Genomic DNA, 16,297 nt, shown 5'->3' with positions numbered 1-16,297 from the left:
GGGCCGGCCTCGTCAGCCGCGCAGGACGGCCCTGAGCTGGTCGAGCCCCCAGTCCAGATCCTCCTTGCTGATCACCAGGGGCGGGGCGATACGGATCGTCGAACCATGGGTGTCCTTGACCAGCACGCCGAGATCCATCAGCTTCTCCGAGATCTCCCGGCCCGTCCCATGGGTGGGGGAGATGTCGACCCCCGCCCACAGACCCCGGCCGCGGACGGCCTCCACGGCGCCCTGGCCCACCAACAGGCCGAGTTCACGGTGGAGATGGTCGCCCAGCTCGGTCGCCCGCTGCTGGAACTCACCGGTGCGCAGCATCGCGATGACCTCCAGCGCGACCGCGCAGGCCAGCGGATTCCCGCCGAACGTGGAGCCGTGCTCACCCGGGCGGTACACACCGAGCACCGCCTCCGACGACACCACCGCGGACACGGGCACGACGCCCCCGCCGAGTGCCTTGCCGAGCACATACATGTCGGGCACCACGCCCTCGTGCTCGCAGGCGAAGGTCTTTCCGGTCCGGCCCAGACCCGACTGGATCTCGTCCGCGATGAACAGCACATTCCGCTCGCGGGTCAGCTCACGGACCCCGGGGAGATAACCCGCGGGCGGCACCAGCACCCCGGCCTCGCCCTGGATCGGCTCCATCAGCACCGCCACGGTGTTCTCGGTCATCGCCGCACGCAGCGCGGTGAGGTCCCCGTACGGCACGATCTCGAACCCCGGTGTGTACGGCCCGAAGTCGGCCCGTGCCTCGTGGTCCGTGGAGAAGCTGACGATCGTGGTCGTCCTGCCGTGGAAGTTGTCGGCGGCGACGATGATCTTCGCCATGCCGTCGGGGACGCCCTTGACCCGGTACCCCCACTTGCGGGCGGTCTTCACCGCCGTCTCCACGGCCTCCGCCCCGGTGTTCATGGGCAGGACCATCTCCATCCCGCACAACTCCGCCAGCTGCGTACAGAAGTCGGCGAAGCGGTCGTGGTGGAAGGCGCGCGACGTGAGCGTCACACGATCCAGCTGGGCCTTGGCGGCGTCGATCAGCCGGCGGTTGCCATGGCCGAAATTGAGCGCCGAGTATCCGGCGAGCATGTCGAGGTAGCGGCGCCCCTCGACATCGGTCATCCAGGCACCGTCTGCGGAGGCTACGACGACGGGCAACGGGTGGTAGTTGTGCGCGCTGTGCGCCTCGGCGGAGGCGATGGCTGTTTCCGTGGTCGACACGGGATCTCCGTTCGTCGTGCGGCGTGGGCTGGGGTCGTGCCCACTTTGTATCGTCGGTCGGTTACCTGGCGAGGAAACCTTCAATGCGCGGCGCGCCCCGGCGGTCCGCCCCGGGGTGTACCCGCGGAGCCACGCCGCGACCCGCTCCGCGCGGCCCGGAGGCTCCCGGACGGGCACCGGCACGGCTTCGGCGACGAGCCGCGCCATCACCCGCTCGGCCATCGTCAGACCATCGGTCGCCGGAACGTCCAGCCCGCGCCCCAGTGCCAGCAGCTCCGCCCTGAGCCGGGTCCGGGCGTCGTCCGGCCCCGCCCCGGCTTCCCGGCCCGGCTCACCCTCGCCCGCCGCAGCTCCCATGCCCTCCACCGCCCTCCCGTGTCTGACCACGCTTCCGGTCCTGATCCCGGTCCTGATCCTGGTCCTGATCCCGGTCCGGTTCCTCGCGCAGTTCCTTCTCCAGCTTCTTCAGCGCGCGGTTCAGCCGGGACTTCACCGTCCCCCTCGGCCAGCCCAGCGCCTGCGCCGTCTCCGCCTCGTCCATCTCCAGCAGATAGCGGTACGTGACGACCTGCCGCTGCTCCTCGCTCAGCCCGTCCAGCGCGGCCGTCAGCAGACTCCGGCGCTCCTCCGCGAGTGCCGCGACGGCCGGGTCCGCCGATTCCGGTATCAGCGGGTCGGCGCCCCGGAACATGGCCTCGCGCCCGGCCACGGCCCGCGCCCGGCCCGCCGACCGCACTGTGTTTCTCGTCTCATTTACGACGATCCGTAGCAACCATGGACGAAACGCCGCACCGTCCCGGAAACGCCCGAGCGCCTGATACGCCTTGAAGAAGGCGGACTGCACCACGTCCTCGGCGTCGGCGCCCGCCCCGAAAGCGACCGCGACCCGCAGCGCGGTCCCCGTATGGGCGTGCACCAGCTGTGCGTATGCCTCCGCCTCCCCGGCGCGCACACGAGCGATGACCTCGGCCTCGCTGTCGGCCCGGCCCGCCTCCGGCCCCTGCCGCAGGGCCCCCTCCCGCGTCCTCACACCTTTCATACACCGGTTGCCGGAGATCGGTTCCGCACCTGAGACAATGAGTGTTATGGCCTCTGAACGCCCCCGCGTGCTCTCCGGAATCCAGCCCACCGCAGGCTCGTTCCACCTCGGCAACTACCTCGGTGCGGTCCGCCAGTGGGTGGCGCTGCAGGAGTCCCACGACGCCTTTTACATGGTCGTGGACCTGCACGCGATCACTGTTCCGCAGGACCCCGTCGAGCTGCGCTCGAACACCCGGCTCGCGGCGGCCCAGCTGCTTGCGGCCGGCCTCGACCCGGAGCGGTGCACGCTCTTCGTCCAGAGTCACGTCCCCGAACACGCCCAGCTCGGCTGGATCATGAACTGCCTGACCGGCTTCGGTGAGGCGTCCCGCATGACGCAGTTCAAGGACAAGTCCGCCAAGCAGGGCGCAGACCGGGCCACCGTCGGCCTCTTCACGTACCCGGTCCTCCAGGTCGCCGACATCCTGCTCTACCAGGCGAACCAGGTGCCGGTCGGCGAGGACCAGCGCCAGCACATCGAGCTCACCCGCGACCTCGCCGAGCGCTTCAACGGCAGGTACGGACAGACGTTCACCATCCCGGCGCCGTACATCCTCAAGGAGACGGCGAAGATCTACGACCTCCAGGACCCGGCGATCAAGATGAGCAAGTCGGCGTCGACGCCGAAGGGCCTCATCAATCTCCTGGACGAGCCGAAGGTCACGGCCAAGAAGGTCAAGAGCGCCGTCACCGACACCGACACGGTCATCCGTTTCGACACGGAGAAGAAGCCGGGCGTCAGCAACCTCCTGTCCATCTACTCCACCCTCACGGGGACCGGTATCCCGGATCTGGAGCAGAAGTACGAGGGCAAGGGCTACGGTGCGCTGAAGACCGACCTCGCGGACGTCATGGTGGAATTCGTCACCCCGTTCCGCACCCGTACGCAGGAATATCTGGACGACCCGGAGACGCTGGACTCGATCCTGGCCAAGGGCGCGGAGAAGGCCAGGGCCGTCGCCGCCGAGACCCTGGCACAGACCTACGACCGCATGGGTCTTCTGCCTGCCAAGCACTGAGTCCAAGGACCCTGGCGAGAACGCGGTCCCAGGCGGCACACTGGCGTCAGGACGACCGAAAACCGACCATCGAAGACCGACCATCGAAGACTGAGGAGAACGACGTGGGGACCGTAACGCTTGGCGTTTCGATCGCGGTCCCGGAGCCCTACGGCAGCCTGCTCCAGGAGCGGCGCGCGAGCTTCGGGGACCCTGCCGCACATGGCATTCCCACCCACGTCACCCTTCTCCCGCCGACCGAGGCGGAGGCGGCCGACCTGCCCGCGATCGAGGCGCATCTCGCGCGGATCGCGGCGGCCGGCCTCCCCTTCCCGATGCGGCTGTCCGGAACCGGGACCTTCCGTCCCCTCTCACCGGTCGTCTTCGTCCAGGTCGTCGAGGGTGCCTCCGCCTGCGCCTGGCTGCAGAAGCGGGTCAGGGACGCCTCCGGGCCGCTGGTGCGCGAGCTCCAGTTCCCGTACCACCCCCATGTGACCGTGGCGCACGGCATCGCCGAGGAGGCGATGGACCGGGCCTACGAGGAGCTGTCCGTCTACGAGGCGGCCTGGACCTGCGGTTCCTTCGCTCTGTACGAGCAGGGCGCCGACAGCGTCTGGCGCAAGATCAACGAGTTCCCGTTCGGGTCGGGGGGCGGCGCACCCGCCGTGCCCGCGCAGGGCGGCAGCTCGGTCGACCAGCCGTCGCTCCACCCCTAGGGCCGGACAGGCCCTAGACCGGGAGCCGCCGGAACAGCGGGCGCGGTACGTGGCGCAGGGCCGACATCACGACCCGTAGCGCCCCCGGCACCCACACCGTCTCCGAGCGCCGCCGCAGCCCCGTCACGATCGCGTCCGCGACCGCCTCCGGGGTCGTCTCCAGCGGTGTCTCCGGCATGGCGGCCGTTTTCGCGGACCGTACGAAGCCGGGGCGTACGACCATCACCTGCACCCCCGTGCCCTGGAGCGCGTCCCCCAGCCCCTGGGCGAAGGTGTCCAGGCCCGCCTTGCTCGACCCGTAGATGAAGTCGGCGCGCCGGGCGCGCTCGCCCGCCACGGACGAGAGCACGACCAGCGAGCCGTGGCCCTGCGCCTGAAGCGCGCCGGCGCACACCAGCCCGGCCGAGACCGCCCCCGTGTAGTTGGTCTGGGCGACCCGGACCGCGGAGAGAGGTTCCTCCTCGTCGCGCCCCTGGTCGCCGCGCTCGCCGAAAGCCATCAGCACCACGTCGATGTCCTCCTCGGCGAACAGCGCGCCGAGCGTCGCCTCGTGCGACTCGGGGGCCAGCGCGTCGAAGGCGACCGTACGGACATCGGCTCCGAGGGCGCGCAGGTCGGCGGCGGCCGTCTCCAGGGCGGGGGAGGGCCGGCCTGCCAGCCGGACGGTGCGGGTACGGCCGCCGATCAGACGGCGCGCGGTGGCGAGGCCGATCTCCGAGGTGCCGCCGAGTACGAGCAGGGACTGCGGAGCACCGAAGGCGTCCTTCATGAAACAAACAACTCCTGACAGGGGTTCAGAGGGCCAGCCGGCGGGACAGGTCCGACCGGAACGCTCCGTTCGGGTCCAGTTCTGCCCGCAGCGCGCGGAATTCGGCCAGCTGCGGATACATCGAGGCGAGCGTCTCGGGACGCAGCCGTGAGTCCTTCGCCAGGCAGACCCGGCCGCCGGCGGCGGCCACCTCCTCGTCGAGTTCGTCCAGGAAGCCCGCCAGGCCGGGGAGGGCCGCGGGCAGCCCCAGGGCGAGGGACCAGCCGGGCATCGGGAACGAGAGCCAGCCCGGATCGCCCTCGCCGAACCGTTTGAGTACGGCCTGGAACGAGGGGCAGCGGCGCTGCGAGATCCGCCGGACGATGCGCCGCAGCGTCTCCTCCCGGCCGTGTCCGATGACGAACTGGTACTGCACGAAGCCGCTGCGGCCGTAGACACGGTTCCAGTGCGGGACCCCGTCGAGGGCGTGGAAGAAGGCGGAGATCCGCTGGAGCTCTCCGGTGCGGTGCCTGGGGGCCGTGCGGTAGCGGAGTTCGTTGAACAGCGCGATGGACGCCCGGCCCAGCAGCCCTTCCGGTACGTACGGGGGGACCGCGGGCAGGTGCACCGGGCGGAAGACGAGCGGGGTGCGCCGGGCGCGCGCCGGGAGTGCGTCCAGCGGGGCGTGCTCCCCACGGGTGAGTACGGCGCGTCCCGTGGACCGGCCACGCGCCAGGAGATCGATCCAGGCGGACGTGTACGTGGAGCGGCGGCTGCCCGCCGTAAGACGGGCCATCAGATCGTCGAGGTCGGTGGCCCGTTCGGTGGTGACCGACATCAGCGAGGTCGTGACGGGGCGCAGACCGATGGTGGCGGAGAGGATGACGCCGGTGAGGCCCATGCCGCCCGCCGTCGCGTCGAAGAGACCGGTGCCGGGCCGGACCGTGCGCACCTCGCCGTCGGCCGTCAGCAGCTCCAGGGAGTGCACGTGCCGGGCGAAGGAACCCGAGACGTGCTGGTTGCGGCCGTGGATGTCGGCGCCGATCGCGCCGCCCACGGTGACGTAACGGGTCGCGGGGGTGACCGGCAGGAACCAGCCCAGCGGCAGCAGCGCGTGCATCAGCCGGTGCAGGCTCACCCCGGCGTCGCAGACCACCGTGCCGCCGGCGGTGTCGACGGAGCGGATGCGGTTGAGGGCGGTCATGTCGAGGACGGAGCCGCCCGCGTTCTGCGCCGCGTCGCCGTAGGCGCGGCCGAGGCCGCGGGCGATGGAGCCGCGAGGTCCGCAGCCGCGCACCGCGGCCACCGCCTCCTCGTACGTACGGGGCCGGAACCGCAGTGCGGTCGTGGGGGCGGTGCGGCCCCAGCCGGTCATGGAGACGGTGTCGACGGACATGATGTGACGTTATCGCCCGACAAAACACCTTTGAGGGATTTGTTACAGGACTCACCGAAACAGGGGATTGGGCGGGTGTCGCCGCCTATTGAGGCAAAACTTTCGATCACCACCGGAGAGGGCGCCTGGTTTTCGGCTCCCGGGAGGGTACGCGTAGGTAATGGACTGGCTGAAAAAACTTCCCGTCATCGGGCCGCTCGTCACCCGGCTGATGCTGACGCACGCCTATCGCTCGTACGAAACGCTGGATCGCGCCCACTGGGCCAGGCTCGCCGCCGCGATCACCTTCATCAGCTTCCTCGCGCTGTTCCCGCTGATCGCGGTCGGCGCGGCGATCGGTGCCGCGCTGCTCTCGTCCGAGCAGCTGAAGGAGATCGAGGACAAGATCGCCGAGCAGGTCCCGGGGATCTCCGACCAGCTCGGCATCGACGGTCTGGTGGCCCACGCGGGCACGGTCGGGCTGGTCGCCGGTGCGCTGCTGCTCTTCACCGGCGTCGGCTGGGTCGGCTCGATGCGCGACTGTCTGCGGGCGGTCTGGGGCCGGGACGACGTGGACGAGGGCAATCCGGTCCTGCGCAAGCTCAAGGACGCCGGGGTGCTCATCGGGCTCGGCGGTGCGGCGCTCGTGACGCTCGCCGTCTCCGCGGTCGGGTCCACCGCGGTCGGCTGGACCGCCGACCGCCTGGGTATTGAGGGTGACGGCTGGGGCGGTGTGCTGCTGAAGGCCGCCGCCCTGGTCGTGGGGGTGCTCGCCGACTTCCTGCTGCTGCTCTATCTGCTCACGCTGCTCCCGGGCGTGCAGCCGCCGCGGCGCAGGCTGGTGGTCGCGGGCCTGATCGGCGCGGTCGGCTTCGAACTGCTCAAGCTGCTGCTCGGCAGCTATATGAGCGGGGTCGCGGGGAAGAGCATGTACGGCGCGTTCGGTGTGCCGGTCGCCCTGCTCCTGTGGATCAACTTCACCGCGAAACTCCTGCTCTTCTGCGCCGCCTGGACGGCGACCGGGAGCGTGAAGCAGGACGGGGAACAGGCAGAGGAGCAGGACGGGGCGCCGGACGACAGCGCGCCGGACTCCGGGCGGAAGGTCAGCGGCGGGGCAGACGCCGGACCAGGTCCGGCAGCGGCCAGCGCCGGTTGACCAGGAACACCGCGGCCGAGAGCGCCACCAGCAGTCCGCCGATGATCGCCAGCGCGATCCCGACGCCGCTGGAGCCGTCACCGGCCCTGGCGGCCACGGCCGCGGCGTCCTTCCGGTCCTCCTTGGGCTGGTTGGCGCCACTGGCCGGCTGGGCGCCCTTCCCGGCCCCGGTGTCCACGGACTTCGGGGGGACCAGCTCGCCGACCGGCGTCACCTTGCCGCTCGCGGCGAAGCCCCAGTCGAGGAGGCTCGCCGCCTCCTTGTAGACGGCGTGGCTCTCCTCCGACGACGGATTCATGACCGTGACGAGCAGCACCTTGCCGTTGCGCTCGGCGACACCGGTGAAGGTGTTGCCCGCATGGGTCGTGTAGCCGTTTTTGACGCCCGCGATGCCCTGGTACGGGTCGACGCCGATGTCACCGGTGATGAGCCGGTTGGTGTTCTGGATCTCGAAGGTCTCGCGCTTCTTCCCCTTCTTCTTCTCGCCGGGGAACTTCGCGCTGGCCGTCGCCGCGTACTCCCGGAAGTCCGGCTTCTGCAGCCCGCTGCGGGCGAACAGCGTGAGGTCGTACGCGCTGGAGACCTGCCGCGGGGAGTCGTAGCCGTCGGGCGAGACCACCGTCGTGTCGAGAGCCTGCAGCTCCTCGGCGTGCTTCTGCATGGCGTCGACCGTCTTGGGAACACCGCCGAACATCGACGACAGCACATGCACCGAGTCGTTGCCCGAGCGCAGGAACACCCCGAGCCACAGGTCGTGCACCGTGTAGGAGTGGTCCTCCTTGATGCCCACGAGGCTGCTTCCCTCGCCCACGTCGGCGAGTTCCGGCTCGGTCACCTCATGGGTCATGGTCTTCGGCAGCAGCTCCGGCTGCGTCAGGAGCGTGTCCGCGAAGAGCATCTTCAGCGTGGAGGCGGGCGGCAGCCGCCAGTGGGAGTTGTGCGCGGCGAGTACCTGGCCGTTCTCCGCGTCCGCGACGATCCACGACCGTCCGGTGAGCCCCTTCGGCAGGACCGGGACGCCGGGGCCCAGCTTCACCTGGGTGCCGACCTTGCCCAGCAATTCCCCGCCGACCTGGGACATCGGCTGGGTGGGCTTCGGCTGTTTGTCGTCGGTCTTGTCCTTGTCCGCCGCCGCAGCGGGGTTGACGACAAAAGCGGACAGCAACGCGGCGGTGGCGACCGTCAGTACGATCTTTTTCAGTGCAGGCACGGTCGGAAACGTACAGGGCGAAGTTGTGGATGTGGACCCCGATCGTCTGACCCGCCGTGCGTACCGCCGGGACAGCCCATGCCGGACCCGGCCGGGCCCCTCCTCGCGCTCCCCACCCCGGGCGAGCCCTCCGGCGGGCGCGGGCGATACTGAATCCATGAAGCTCAGCCGCCCCGTCTCCTGGTTCCTGCTCGCCTTCGGGGTGTGGAGCTGGTTCATCTGGATCACTTTCGTCAAGAACCTGTGGAAGGACGGCAGCGGGCTCGCCTTCGACGACGCGGGCGACCCGACCGCGTATTTCTGGGTGCATCTGCTGCTCGCCGTCGCGTCGTTTCTCCTGGGGACGGCGGTCGGCGTGATCGGGTTCCGTGGCGTCAGGGCTTTGCGCGCAGAGCGCACATAACAAGCCGGGGTCCGAGCAACAGCCGGGGCACGAGCGGGCCCCGGACAACGCGTGGGTGGGGGAGCGGAAGTGGTAGTGGTCTTCGTGCTGGTGGCCGTCGCGGTGGTGGCGCTGCTCGCGATCGTGCACCGCTATGTGTGGCGGCGTTTCGTCGGCGACACGACGGTACCGGGCAGCGCGCTGCGCAGGGCGGGCACGGTGGCGGCCTTCGTCCTGCCCCTGCTCACCGTCGGGGCGTTGGTCTCCGGCCGCGCAGGTGCCCCCTTCTGGCTCCAGCAGGTACTGGCCTGGCCCGGCTTCATGTGGCTGGCCGCGCTGCTCTACCTGACGCTGGCTCTGCTCGTCGGCGAGGCCGTACGCCCCGTCCTGCGCCGCCTGCTCGACCGCCGGGACCGCGCCGCCGCCGAGCCGACGACGGAATCCGCGGTGAGTACGGAGGCGGGCACCGGACCCCGCGCCGACGCCAGGACCCGTAACGACTCACTGGTTCCGTCCGGCGCCGGTCCCTCGCCCGCACCGCCGGCTCCCGCACCGGACAGCGGTGCGGCCCCCGCGCCCGCCCCGTCCCTCGCCCTGCCCTCACGGCGGCTGTTCGTCTCCCGGGCCGTCGGCGGCGCCGCTGCCGTCGCCGGGCTCGGCACCGTGGGGTACGGCACCTACGGTGTGCTGCGCGGCCCCCGGGTCAAGCGCGTCACGGTGCCCCTCGCCAAGCTGCCGCGCTCGGCGCACGGCTACCGGATCGCCGTCGTCAGCGACATCCACATCGGCCCCATCCTCGGGCGCGCCCACACCCGGCGGATCGTCGACACGATCAACCGGACCCGGCCGGATCTGATCGCTGTCGTCGGAGACCTCGTCGACGGTTCCGTCGCCGACCTCGGCGCGGCGGCCGAGCCCCTGGCCGGGCTCGAGGCCCGTCACGGCAGCTACTTCGTCACCGGCAACCACGAGTACTTCTCCGGCGCCGCCCAGTGGATCGACCACGTGCGCGAGCTGGGTCTGCGTCCGCTGGAGAACGCGCGGGTCGAGATCGACGGCTTCGATCTCGCCGGGGTCAACGACATCGCGGGGGAGAGCGAGGGTCAGGGCCCCGATTTCGTGACGGCACTCGGCGACCGTGACCGCGGCCGGGCCGCCGTCCTCCTCGCCCACCAGCCCGTCGTCATCCACGACGCCGTCGAGCACGGCGTCGACCTCCAGCTCTCCGGGCACACCCACGGCGGTCAGCTCTGGCCGGGAAACCTCCTGGCCGAGCTGGCCAACCCGACGGTCGCGGGGCTCGAACGCTACGGCGACACGCAGCTCTACGTCTCGCGCGGCGCCGGGGCCTGGGGCCCGCCGGTACGGGTGGGCGCGCCGTCCGACATCACGGTCGTGGAGCTCGCTTCCCGGCAGGCGTAACACCGGCCCGCGTGAGCAGGAAAAACACACACGACCATCACAGTCAGCGACGAAATCTCCTGATCCAGGGCGCTGATTCAGCCATTTCGGACCCAAGTGGTTTCAAGTGCCGAACAAAAGGCTGTGAGTGTCCGATTTACTCTTCCAGATGTGAAAATCGTGTGATTGGGTAAGCAGGAGCATGCGGTGATGTGCGTGTCTGAGCACATCTGCCGAGGTGGGGCTGGTAAGGGAGAGCACGGCAATGCGGTCGATCCGGGTACGGATTCTCGCGATTTTCGCGGTATTGGTCATCGCAGGCGTCGGCGCCTGGCAACTCCTCCCCTCGGACGAGGTGAAGAAGGACCCGATCACGGTCGGCACGACGGACGAGGTCACGTCGCTCGACCCGGCGGGGGCGTACGACGCCGGTTCCTGGGCGATCTACAGCAACCTGTACCAGTCCCTCATGACCTTCAAGTCCGGTGCGATCGTGCCGGAACCCGACGCGGCCGAGAGCTGCGGTTTCATCGGGCAGAAGCTCCAGACGTACCAGTGCAAGCTCCGCGACGACCTGACGTTCTCCAACGGCCGGAAGGTCACCGCGAAGGACGTCGAGTTCTCCTTCGAGCGGATGCTCCGGATCAAGACGGACGTCGGCCCCTCGGTGCTGTTCCCGAACCTCAAGACGGTCGTGGCCGAGGGCCGCACGGTCACCTTCAACCTCTCCTCGCGCGATGCGACGTTCCCTCAGAAGCTGGCCACCGGTGCCGGTTCGATCGTCGACCGTGAGCAGTACCCGGCGGACAAGCTGCGTACCGGGAATCAGGTCGACGGCTCGGGGCCGTATGTCCTGAAGGCGTTCGAGCCCGGTACCAGTGCCGAGCTCGCACCCAACTCGCGGTACCAGGGCGCTCTGAAGAAGACCGGCGTGCCGGTCACCATCCGCTACTACCAGGAATCCGACGATCTCCTGACGGCGTGGAACGCCTCGGTGCTCGACATCACGCACCGTCAGCTCCCGCCCGCCAGGCTCGCCGAGCTGAACCCGGCCGACCCCGAACTGCGCGTCACCGAGGCCGACAGCGCCGAGATCCGCAACCTGGTCTTCAACGTCCGCGAGGGCTCCCCGCTGGCCGGCAAGAAGGTCCGTCAGGCCATCGCGTCGATCATCGACCGCGGTCCGCTGGTGGCCGACGTGTACAAGAGCACCGTCGAACCGCTCTACTCGCTGATTCCGCAGGGCTACATCGGGCACAGCACCCCGTTCTTCGACGCGTACCCGCAGCCCGACGCCAAGCGCGCCAAGCGGCTGATGCAGGAAGCCGGCGTGCAGACGCCGCTGCCCATCACCTTCGGCTACCGCGCCGACTCCTCGTACGCGAAGGAGACCGCGGAGCTGCGCCGCCAGCTGGAGAAGGACGGTCTGTTCAAGGTCTCGGTGAAGGCCGTGGAGTGGCAGGACTTCCAGAAGGGGTACGCGGCGGGCGACTACGACCTGTACACCCTCGGCTGGCTCCCCGACTACCCGGACCCCGACACCTTCAGCCAGCCGCTGGTCGGCAGCGAGAACAGCCTCGCCAACGGCTACGCCAGCAAGCAGATGGACGCGCTGATCGCGTCGACGCTGCAGTACAGCGACCGCAGCCGCACCTCGTCCGACTTCAAGGAGCTGCAGGCACTGGTCGGCGAGGACGTGCCGCTCGTACCGCTGTGGCAGAAGAAGGACTACGTCGTCAGCAGGACGGACGTGTCCGGTTCGCAGTACCTCTCGGACGGCACGGGTGTCTGGCGCCTGTGGGAACTGAAGTGGATCTGACCGGGCCCTAGGGCCGCTTGCGGGCCGTGGCCGTCTCGGCCATGCCCGGCAGGAAGTCCGTGAACAGCTCGTGCACCTCGTGGACGAGTGGCCGCAGCACCCGGAACCGGGCGAGCGCGACGCCCCGTGTGGTGAGGCGGGCGCCGCGGGCCGCGAGGCGGCGGCTGCGCTCGCGCTCCGGTGAGCGGTCGAACACCCAGTACAGGACGAGTCCCATCTGGGAGAGCCACATCAGCTCGGGGAGGATGTCCTCCAGCTCGGCGGGGATCTTCGCCTTGGAGCCGGACAGCGCCTCGCGGTGAATCGCGATGGCCGCCTCGCGGGCGGGTTCCGATTCGGCGGAGAAGGGGCTGAGCGGGCTCTCCGGGTCGGCGGCGTTCTTGAAGAACTGCGCCGCGAACTCGTGGTACGGCGCCGCGATGTCCAGCCAGGCCGTCAGCACCCCGGCGAGCCGGGTCTCCAGGTCCGTCTCCTTGTCCAGGACCTCACGGACCGCCGCCCCGTGCTCGGCGCCGATCCGGTCGTAGAAGCCCTGGACGAGGTGTTCCTTGCTGGCGAAGTAGTAGTAGGCGTTGCCGACGGAGACCCCGGCCTCCTTGGCGATGGCCCGCATCGTCGTCTTGTCGAAGCCGCGTTCCTGGAAGAGCCGGAGCGCCGTTTCGAGGATGAGGGTGCGGGTCTGCTCGCTCTTCTGGGCCTTGACGGGCTTGGCCTCCGCCACACCCTGCTCGTCCTTCACGCCCTGCTCATCCGCCTCGTCGTGCTCGTCGCTCGCCACGGTCCCAAGGCTAGCCGCCCGCTCCGTCGCCCAGAACCGGTACCGGGACCTCGCAGGCCCCGTCCCCCTCGCCGCAGGGACTCGCCGTCACCGAGCGGTACTTCGCGGCGGCGAGCACGGTCGCGCGGGCGAAGGGCCGGCCCGCCGGGGTGGTCAGCCAGTGGGCCCTGTGCCGGTGCTCGGACAGCGCCCAGAGGCAGACGATCCACGCGGAGGTCCCGCGGTAGATCTGGCCCCGGTCACCGATCACCGTGATCTCGGTGAGCGTGCTCGCGTGGTCGAGCCCGGGGAAGCGCCTGCGCGCCTCGTCCGAGGCGGCCGGCACCAGGTCGAGCGGGACCAGCTGACGCTGCTTCAGCAGCCAGTGACGCACATGGACGCAGAGCGAGCAGTGCGCGTCGTACAGGACGGTGAGGCGTGCGACGGGGGTGCGCGGACCGGTGGTGGTCACGGGTCACTTCCCGGTGGCGGGTGCGGCCCACGGCCCCTGGTTCGCGGGTCCGGTCCAGCCCTGCGGCGGCACGGGCGGGGTCTGCTCGCGCTCCATCAGGCCGCGGCGGCGCATCTTGTTGAGTACGTAGACGTTGCCGAGGTGCATCGCGCCGAGGACCAGCAGTACGACGCCGACCTTCGTCGAGAGCGCGTCGAAGAGCTGCCTGGCGTCGGTCACGCTGTCGGCGTTCTTCAGGTAGAGCGTCACGAAGCCCAGGTTGACCAGGTAGAAGCCGACCACCAGCAGGTGGTTGACGGCCTCGGCGAGCTTCTCGTTCCCGTGCAGGACGTCGGCCAGGAACACCCTGCCGTTGCGGCTGAGGGTGCGGGCTACCCAGACCGTGAGGGCGACGCTGATCAGCAGGTAGATGACGTAGGCGACAACTGTGAGGTCCATGCCCCGAGCTCCCTTGAACGTGTTCAAAAGCTGTTGTCATGGACTGTAGACCTATCTTTGAACATGTTCAAGACGCCGCGTTCGGTGCCGAATCTGCGTACCCCCGGCACTGCTGCCGTCCCCAGGCAGGCCACCGCGACCGCCACCGCCGCAGCGGCGAGCGGCACTTCGGGACCCCAGGCGGCTGCGGCGAGCGGGGCCAGTGCGTACCCCAGGGGCATCGCGCCGAGGGAGAGCAGCCAGTCGTACGAGGTCACGCGGGCCAGTGCGTGCGCGGGCACCGCCGTCTGGACCGAGGTCTCCCAGACGGGTCCGAGGAAGCCGAGCCCGGCCAGGGCGACGCCGTACGCGGCGATGGTCGCCCAGGCGGGAGCGGACAGGGCGAGAAGGGCGAGCGGGAGGGCGTACGTGGCCAGGCCGAGGTTGGCGACCAGGACCGGGCGGCGCGGGCGGGCCCGGCCCGCGAGGAGCGAGCCGAGCAGCAGGCCGAAGGCGCCGGTCTGGAGCAGGGCGATCCAGACGTCCTGGCCGCCCAGTTCGCGCACGGCGATGGCCGGGCCGAGCGTCATCAGGACGGCTGCGGCCCCGTTCCACACGGCGTGGGCGACCAGGCTGGTCCAGTACCAGTCGCGGGAACGCACCTCGCCCCAGCCCTCCTTGAGGTCGGCGAGCAGCGAACGCCGGGGGATCGGTACGTGCCTGACCTCGATGGCGGCGAGCAGCGCGGCGCTGACGGCGAAACTCGCGCCGTCCAGCACGAAGGCCCAGCCAGGACCCGCCGTGAAGACCAGTGCGCCGGCGACCGCCGGGCCGCCGAGGCGGGTCGCGCTGCTCGCCACCGCCATCAGGGAGTTGGCGCGCAGCAGCGCTTCGGGCGCCACGGTGCCCCGGATCAGCGGCGCCACGGTCGGCATGGCGAAGGCGCCCGCGGCTCCGCCGAGCACCTCGGCGACGGCGATCTGCCACAGCTGCGGTGCGCCGCCCAGGAGTTCGACGCCGACGAAGACCTGGGTCGCGCACCGGACGAGATCGGTGGCCAGGGCGACCGTACGGGCGTTGAAGCGGTCGCCGACGACGCCGCCCAGCGGCAGCAGGAGGAGCTTGGGAACCATCGCGCAGGCCAGGACCAGGGCGAGCGCTCCGGTCGATCCTGTGGCTTCGAGGACGGCCAGGGCGAGGGCGGCGGGGATGGCGGCGTCGCCGAGCAGGGAGAGGGTGCGTCCGGCGAAGAGCAGGCGGAAGGCGCGCGTGCGCAGAGGGTGCGGCATGCGGCGAATGTATTTCGGTTACGAATTATTCGTCAACAAAATATTCGGTACCGAAGTATAGCGTTCGAGAGGCGTACGCTTTCCGTATGGAGCAACGCGACTGGACCGACGGACACGTGGCGCGCTGGAAGCCCGTACTGCCCGGCCTCGACCCCGATGTCGAGGGTGCGGTCACCCGGATGAAGAAGCTCTCGGTCCATCTGCGCCGGGTACGCGAACAGTCCCTGGTCGACTTCGATCTGGACCGTCAGGAGTTCGACACACTCCACAAGCTGGCCGGGCGCGGCGGCACGGCCGCACCCTCCGAGCTCGCCGCCGACCTGGACCTGGCCCCGGCCTCCGTAACCGGCCGCCTGGACGTCCTGGAACGCCGGGGCTTCGTACGCCGCACACCGTCCACCACGGACCGGCGGCGGGTCGTCGTGGAGCTCACCGACGAGGGCCACTCGACCTGGCTGGGTGCGATGGACTTCCTCGGGCACGAGGAGTACCGGCTGCTCGGTGTGCTCGCCCCGGAGGAGCGGGTCCTCCTCAACGACATGCTGCGGCGCATCATGGTCGTCGCGGAGGACCGGGGTGAAGCCGGCGGGTGGGACTGAGGCGCCTGGGGCTCAGGCGCTCATCGAGCGGGCCGTGTTGACCTGGGCCATGACCATCTGGAAGGTCTCGGGACCCATGGCCGGGATCATCGTCGAGTGGTGCCTGCCGCCGCTGGTGACCGTGACCTGGATGAAGCCGGTGGTCTTCTTCTCCTTCATCAGGAGGAAGAGCAGACCGATCAGGCACAGCAGCGCGAAGATGATCGCGAGCACGATCGCGACGGTCGGGATCTTCTCCTCCGTGCGCGACATGTCGGTGGCCGTCCACACCGCGCCCTTGAGGGGCATGGTCCCGGACGGCGTCACGATCGAGTCGTTCATGACGGTGATGTCGCCGAACGCCAGCATCGGCACCCCGCCCGGCATCCCCTGATGCTGCGGGAGGTTGTAGCCGGGCATCGTCGGCTGGCCGTGACCGGCCGCCGGATAGCCGTAACCCGGACCCGGCTGTACCGCGGAGTCCGGCAGCGGCTGCGGGTATCCGTAGGCCGGGTTGGCGCCCGCCGGGTAGCCGTATCCCTGCCCGTCCGGCATCGTCGGGGGGTTGCCTGGCTGCTGCTGCGGCGGGCCCCACTTGTATGAGTCGTCCGCGTACGGATTCGGATCGCTCACAGCATTCCCCGTTCTCTTCTGGTCACAAGCTCCGCACGACCGTACCGC

The 16,297-nt window shown here is 70.0% G+C and carries 17 protein-coding genes; 7 read left to right on the top strand and 10 right to left on the bottom strand.

Annotation, left to right across the window (positions count from 1 at the left end):
* Positions 1-12 precede the first annotated feature (12 nt).
* A complete protein-coding gene (gene rocD / locus ACWGO0_RS11265) occupies positions 13-1,218 on the bottom strand; it encodes an ornithine--oxo-acid transaminase (protein WP_453531626.1) in 1,206 nt (401 codons plus the stop codon).
* A gap of 331 nt (positions 1,219-1,549) precedes the next feature.
* Positions 1,550-2,248, bottom strand: coding sequence for an RNA polymerase sigma factor (locus ACWGO0_RS11260; RefSeq protein ID WP_453531476.1), 699 nt, complete (start codon positions 2,246-2,248; stop codon positions 1,550-1,552).
* Between the two features lie 55 nt (positions 2,249-2,303).
* On the opposite strand from ACWGO0_RS11260, the gene trpS reads away from it, so the two are divergent.
* Together trpS and ACWGO0_RS11250 are read left to right on the top strand one after the other, a co-directional pair.
* Positions 2,304-3,317 carry a tryptophan--tRNA ligase gene (gene trpS / locus ACWGO0_RS11255; protein WP_453531473.1) on the top strand — a complete coding sequence of 338 codons (1,014 nt, stop codon included), beginning with the start codon at positions 2,304-2,306 and terminating at the stop codon, positions 3,315-3,317.
* A gap of 104 nt (positions 3,318-3,421) precedes the next feature.
* On the top strand, positions 3,422-4,012 hold the full coding sequence (locus ACWGO0_RS11250; protein ID WP_453531470.1) for a 2'-5' RNA ligase family protein: 591 nt from the start codon (positions 3,422-3,424) through the stop codon (positions 4,010-4,012).
* A 13-nt stretch (positions 4,013-4,025) separates the two neighbouring features.
* Here the strand turns inward: ACWGO0_RS11250 and ACWGO0_RS11245 are convergent, their stop codons facing one another.
* Together ACWGO0_RS11245 and ACWGO0_RS11240 are read right to left on the bottom strand one after the other, a co-directional pair.
* On the bottom strand, positions 4,026-4,781 hold the full coding sequence (locus tag ACWGO0_RS11245; protein ID WP_453531467.1) for a decaprenylphospho-beta-D-erythro-pentofuranosid-2-ulose 2-reductase: 756 nt from the start codon (positions 4,779-4,781) through the stop codon (positions 4,026-4,028).
* A gap of 25 nt (positions 4,782-4,806) precedes the next feature.
* On the bottom strand, positions 4,807-6,156 hold the full coding sequence (locus ACWGO0_RS11240; protein WP_453531465.1) for an FAD-binding protein: 1,350 nt from the start codon (positions 6,154-6,156) through the stop codon (positions 4,807-4,809).
* A gap of 160 nt (positions 6,157-6,316) precedes the next feature.
* Between ACWGO0_RS11240 and ACWGO0_RS11235 the strand changes: the two genes are divergently transcribed.
* Positions 6,317-7,291 carry a YihY/virulence factor BrkB family protein gene (locus ACWGO0_RS11235; protein WP_453531462.1) on the top strand — a complete coding sequence of 325 codons (975 nt, stop codon included), beginning with the start codon at positions 6,317-6,319 and terminating at the stop codon, positions 7,289-7,291.
* On the opposite strand, the gene ACWGO0_RS11230 is transcribed toward ACWGO0_RS11235, so the two are convergent.
* Entirely contained in the window at positions 7,239-8,501 is a 1,263-nt protein-coding gene (locus tag ACWGO0_RS11230) for a D-alanyl-D-alanine carboxypeptidase family protein (protein WP_453531459.1), read from the bottom strand. The genes ACWGO0_RS11235 and ACWGO0_RS11230 overlap by 53 nt on opposite strands.
* Before the next feature lie 157 nt (positions 8,502-8,658).
* Here ACWGO0_RS11230 and ACWGO0_RS11225 point away from each other — a divergent pair, with 157 nt between their 5' ends.
* The 3 genes from ACWGO0_RS11225 to ACWGO0_RS11215 all read left to right on the top strand — a co-directional run bounded on the left by ACWGO0_RS11225 (position 8,659) and on the right by ACWGO0_RS11215 (position 12,103).
* A complete protein-coding gene (locus ACWGO0_RS11225) occupies positions 8,659-8,904 on the top strand; it encodes an SCO4848 family membrane protein (RefSeq protein WP_453531456.1) in 246 nt (81 codons plus the stop codon).
* Positions 8,905-8,979: 75 nt separating this feature from the next.
* Positions 8,980-10,305 carry a metallophosphoesterase gene (locus ACWGO0_RS11220; protein ID WP_453531623.1) on the top strand — a complete coding sequence of 442 codons (1,326 nt, stop codon included), beginning with the start codon at positions 8,980-8,982 and terminating at the stop codon, positions 10,303-10,305.
* 244 nt (positions 10,306-10,549) lie between these two features.
* Complete coding sequence (locus tag ACWGO0_RS11215; protein ID WP_453531453.1) at positions 10,550-12,103, top strand: ABC transporter substrate-binding protein; 1,554 nt, start codon at positions 10,550-10,552, stop codon at positions 12,101-12,103.
* Between the two features lie 7 nt (positions 12,104-12,110).
* On the opposite strand, the gene ACWGO0_RS11210 is transcribed toward ACWGO0_RS11215, so the two are convergent.
* Genes ACWGO0_RS11210 through ACWGO0_RS11195 form a run of 4 tightly spaced genes read right to left on the bottom strand, consistent with a single transcriptional unit; the run spans position 12,111 to position 15,038 of the window.
* Positions 12,111-12,842, bottom strand: coding sequence for a TetR family transcriptional regulator (locus tag ACWGO0_RS11210; RefSeq protein ID WP_453531620.1), 732 nt, complete (start codon positions 12,840-12,842; stop codon positions 12,111-12,113).
* Positions 12,843-12,891: 49 nt separating this feature from the next.
* Complete coding sequence (locus tag ACWGO0_RS11205) at positions 12,892-13,332, bottom strand: thiol-disulfide oxidoreductase DCC family protein (protein WP_453531450.1); 441 nt, start codon at positions 13,330-13,332, stop codon at positions 12,892-12,894.
* A gap of 3 nt (positions 13,333-13,335) precedes the next feature.
* On the bottom strand, positions 13,336-13,770 hold the full coding sequence (locus ACWGO0_RS11200; protein ID WP_453531447.1) for a hypothetical protein: 435 nt from the start codon (positions 13,768-13,770) through the stop codon (positions 13,336-13,338).
* A gap of 23 nt (positions 13,771-13,793) precedes the next feature.
* Entirely contained in the window at positions 13,794-15,038 is a 1,245-nt protein-coding gene (locus ACWGO0_RS11195; RefSeq protein ID WP_453531444.1) for an MFS transporter, read from the bottom strand.
* Positions 15,039-15,124: 86 nt separating this feature from the next.
* Here ACWGO0_RS11195 and ACWGO0_RS11190 point away from each other — a divergent pair, with 86 nt between their 5' ends.
* The gene (locus tag ACWGO0_RS11190) at positions 15,125-15,637 is read left to right on the top strand and encodes a MarR family winged helix-turn-helix transcriptional regulator (protein ID WP_453531441.1); all 513 of its coding nucleotides are present in this window, start codon (positions 15,125-15,127) and stop codon (positions 15,635-15,637) included.
* A 12-nt stretch (positions 15,638-15,649) separates the two neighbouring features.
* Here the strand turns inward: ACWGO0_RS11190 and ACWGO0_RS11185 are convergent, their stop codons facing one another.
* Positions 15,650-16,249, bottom strand: a complete 600-nt coding sequence (locus ACWGO0_RS11185) for a hypothetical protein (RefSeq protein WP_453531439.1) — start codon at positions 16,247-16,249, stop codon at positions 15,650-15,652.
* Between the last annotated feature and the right edge of the window lie 48 nt (positions 16,250-16,297).

The organism is Streptomyces sp. NPDC055749, assembly GCF_053617235.1.
This window is presented reverse-complemented; position numbering and strand designations above follow the sequence as displayed.

What these genes read in the sequence shown, in the direction of transcription:
- trpS (WP_453531473.1), top strand. Translation starts at nt 2,304, where the DNA reads ATGGCCTCTGAACGCCCCCGCGTGCTCTCCGGAATCCAGCCCACCGCA.
- ACWGO0_RS11245 (WP_453531467.1), bottom strand. Translation starts at nt 4,781, where the DNA reads ATGAAGGACGCCTTCGGTGCTCCGCAGTCCCTGCTCGTACTCGGCGGC.
- ACWGO0_RS11240 (WP_453531465.1), bottom strand. Translation starts at nt 6,156, where the DNA reads ATGTCCGTCGACACCGTCTCCATGACCGGCTGGGGCCGCACCGCCCCC.
- ACWGO0_RS11235 (WP_453531462.1), top strand. Translation starts at nt 6,317, where the DNA reads ATGGACTGGCTGAAAAAACTTCCCGTCATCGGGCCGCTCGTCACCCGG.
- ACWGO0_RS11225 (WP_453531456.1), top strand. Translation starts at nt 8,659, where the DNA reads ATGAAGCTCAGCCGCCCCGTCTCCTGGTTCCTGCTCGCCTTCGGGGTG.
- ACWGO0_RS11215 (WP_453531453.1), top strand. Translation starts at nt 10,550, where the DNA reads ATGCGGTCGATCCGGGTACGGATTCTCGCGATTTTCGCGGTATTGGTC.
- ACWGO0_RS11200 (WP_453531447.1), bottom strand. Translation starts at nt 13,770, where the DNA reads ATGGACCTCACAGTTGTCGCCTACGTCATCTACCTGCTGATCAGCGTC.
- ACWGO0_RS11195 (WP_453531444.1), bottom strand. Translation starts at nt 15,038, where the DNA reads ATGCCGCACCCTCTGCGCACGCGCGCCTTCCGCCTGCTCTTCGCCGGA.
- ACWGO0_RS11190 (WP_453531441.1), top strand. Translation starts at nt 15,125, where the DNA reads ATGGAGCAACGCGACTGGACCGACGGACACGTGGCGCGCTGGAAGCCC.